Below are 321 nucleotides of genomic sequence, written 5' to 3'. Positions count from 1 at the left end.
CACCATAGCGAATTGCTTCTTTTAGCGTAGATGCTCCTACAGGAATAATCATAAATTCTTGAAAATCAATCGGGTTATCAGCATGAACACCACCATTAATAATATTCATCATTGGTGTCGGAAGAATATGTGCTTGTGTACCACCAATATAACGATATAGAGGTAAAGACAATGACTCTGCTGCTGCTTTTGCAACAGCCAATGAAACACCAAGAAGTGCATTAGCTCCAAGACGTGCTTTGTTTGGTGTTCCATCCAAGGCAATCATTGCTTGATCAATGCCGATTTGATTTCTGGCATCTCGTCCACCAAGTTCCTCAA

At 40.5% G+C, this 321-nt stretch carries 1 pseudogene; it reads right to left on the bottom strand.

Features of this window, described 5'->3' with window-relative positions:
- Positions 1–321, bottom strand: a pseudogene (gene eno, locus ACFINO_RS10865) (phosphopyruvate hydratase); the annotation flags it as partial.

This window comes from Bartonella sp. AA83SXKL, from assembly GCF_042196965.1.
Lineage (GTDB): Bacteria > Pseudomonadota > Alphaproteobacteria > Rhizobiales > Rhizobiaceae > Bartonella.
The sequence above is the reverse complement of the archived record's forward strand: the minus strand, read 5'-3'. Positions and strand labels throughout refer to the sequence as shown.